Origin of the sequence: Spirillospora sp. NPDC049652 (assembly GCF_040675125.1) — a bacterium.
GTDB lineage: Bacteria > Actinomycetota > Actinomycetes > Streptosporangiales > Streptosporangiaceae > Spirillospora.
Genome location: NZ_JBFAOF010001029.1, coordinates 1 through 2,415, shown reverse-complemented (window position 1 = coordinate 2,415; position 2,415 = coordinate 1). Strand labels below are relative to the sequence as shown.

The window sequence follows — 2,415 nt, the reverse complement described above, 5'->3', positions numbered from 1 at the left end:
CCGTGAACGCCGCCGCCATCCTCGCCAAGGACGTGGCCCGCCACCTCGACGGCGTGCCGCTGCTGCACTGCGCCAATCCCGAAGTGCTCAAGTAATCGGGTGACGGAGTCCTCAGCCGTCACCGCACCGCCTCCGGAACCCCTGCCGCTCCCGGCCCGCCTTCGGGAACGCCAGGGGTTCCGGCCGTTCGCGGAACGGCGGCCGGAACCGGTCGTGGCGGTTCGGGCACTGGGCACGGCCGAGATCAGGTGGGGATACTGGTTCGCCGTGGTCCGGAGCACGGACGAGAGGACTTCCGTAGGGGGACGCAGGTGGAGGGTTCGGGACGGGTGGCTTTCGTTTCCGTCCTTTCCTCCGTCCTGTTCGGAGCTGCGTTGTGGGCCGCCCCTCTCGCCCTCGCGACGCCGTCGCCTTCGACACCGCCCGGCCCTTCACGGCCCCCTTCGCCGTCGCCCTCCCCGACCCCCTCGCCGTCGGCGAATTCGGATGCCGCCGCCGATGCCCGCACGGTCTACTGCCTGCGCGACGACAACAGCTCCAACCTCGTCCAGGCGGCCGAGGACCTCGGATTGGGGAAGGCGAAGTCCGGCGGGCGGATCGTCCCGTCCGGACAGGCCGGGCCGGTGAGCGTCACCGAATGGCGGGACGGAAAGCGGCGCGCCGATTTCGAACGGGCGTGCGCGTCCCTGGTGATGCTGCGCAAGCTGCCGAAGTCCCCTGACCGGGGGACCGGCTTCAGCGGCCTGGGGACAATGGTCAACACGTGGTCCTCCGCCTTTCTCGGCGCCCTGGCGACCCTGCTGGCGACCACTTACACCACCCGGAAGTCGGACCTCAAGGAGCGCGCGAAAGAACTGCGCGAGGCGACCGGTTCCTATAACAGTGCGGTGACCGCGGTATTGAACGCGCAAGGCACGCCGAAGGGCGCTCATGAAGAGTCGCGAGAGATGGCGCAGCCTGTGCGGAAACTGTCGGAAACCCTGCTGCGCGAACAGGGCCGAAGCCGTTCGCGGGACCTTCTCCAAGGCATCGAGGAAAAGGTGGGCGAGCTCGACGCGAAGATCAGGGCAGAGGACATCCCGGACGCCGAGGCGAGGAGGGAGCTGAAGGCGATCACGAGCGAGCTGTTCAGGGCCGCCGGAGCCCTGGAGCGCCCGCCCCTTCCCGGGCTGCCGCGCCGCAAGGGGCGGACGTGAGCGGTTCCGGCGGGTGCGGGTCCAACCCCTTCGCGCTCCCCGAGGACCCCCAGACCCCGGCGCCGCCGCTGAACTGCGACACCCACGACGGCGATCCGTGCCATGTGGACGTCGGGGGCTCGGAGGCCAACTTCCGGCGCTTCCAGGAGCGCTTCGACGGTCTCCGCAGGCTGCGCGACTGCGGGCTGCTGGTCGTCCTGAAGGGTCCGAGCCACTCGGGGAAGACCTCGCTGCGCAACCGCTGCATGTCCCACGCCCTCGCCGAGCTCGGGAAGACCCGGCCCGGACGGCCCGCCGAGGAGAACGTCCTGCGCGTCGACCTCAGCGACAGGATCCGGCAGTCCGCCCAGTCGGGCGCCCAGCGGGTGACCGGCGTCGGGCGGACGCTCGCCGCCCGCCTGGCGGACAGCGGCGGGTTCTTCGGGACTCCGTACGCCCCTCCGGGCGCGGTCCCCGACGACGTCGATCTCGGCCACTGGACGGCGTCCGCCGGCGACTGGCTGAAGCCGCACGCCTCGGTCGTGCTGGTGACCCCGCCGGTCGCGACGGTGGACGAGATCCGGCGGTACTGGGCGGGCGTGAACCGCGGGTTCCTGATCTTCGTGGAGTGCTCGGCCGAGGGCCTGGAGATCCCGGAGGACAGCGAGGAGTGGGCCCAGTTCGAGGTGGCCAAGTGGATGGTGCTGGAGACCGGGATGATGCTGGCCGGGGAAACCCGCCGGCTGGTCGAAAGGCGAACATCGGGGGGCGGGGGAGGATTTCGTAAATTGGCGCCCAATGCCACCGATGGTCGCTTCGGCGTTGACCGCTCCTTTCCGGTCGGGACAGTTCAAAAGCTGCTTTACCTGTTCTATCGTGAACAGGGGCGCGCAGGTTCCGGCGGGGAGGTCACCGAGCATGAACTCTCCCGGTTCATCGACGACCAGATACCACGGGGGTGAGTGCGGTGAATGAGGGACGAGTGCCGCCGCTGGACGAGAACCCGTTTCCGCTCCGCCTCTCGGCGCAGGGGGACACCCCCCAGGACGGCGCGGTGCACATCGACACCCGTCCGGTCAGGCAGGCCCTCGGGCTCCTCGACGACCACCTGGCCCGCCACTCCTCCCCGCCCGGCCCGTCCCAGCCGCCGCCTCAGTCCCAGCCGTCCGGCGAGGCCCAGCCGTCCGGCGAGGCCCAGTCGTCCGGCGAGGCCCAGTCGTCCGGCGAGGCCCAGTCGTCC

General features: G+C 70.6%; 3 protein-coding genes. All 3 read left to right on the top strand.

The genetic code is table 11. The features are described from left to right. Positions 1 to 329: 329 nt before the first annotated feature. Positions 330 to 1,196 carry a hypothetical protein gene (locus tag AB0J52_RS36410; RefSeq protein ID WP_500187460.1) on the top strand — a complete coding sequence of 289 codons (867 nt, stop codon included), beginning with the start codon at positions 330 to 332 and terminating at the stop codon, positions 1,194 to 1,196. Continuing rightward, positions 1,193 to 2,137 (top strand): hypothetical protein, encoded by a 945-nt coding sequence (locus AB0J52_RS36405; RefSeq protein WP_500187459.1) that lies wholly within the window; start codon positions 1,193 to 1,195, stop codon positions 2,135 to 2,137. Before AB0J52_RS36410 ends, AB0J52_RS36405 begins: the two co-directional genes overlap by 4 nt. A 5-nt stretch (positions 2,138 to 2,142) precedes the next feature. Beyond that, the coding region (locus tag AB0J52_RS36400; protein ID WP_500187458.1) for a hypothetical protein at positions 2,143 to 2,415 on the top strand (273 nt) is incomplete at its 3' end.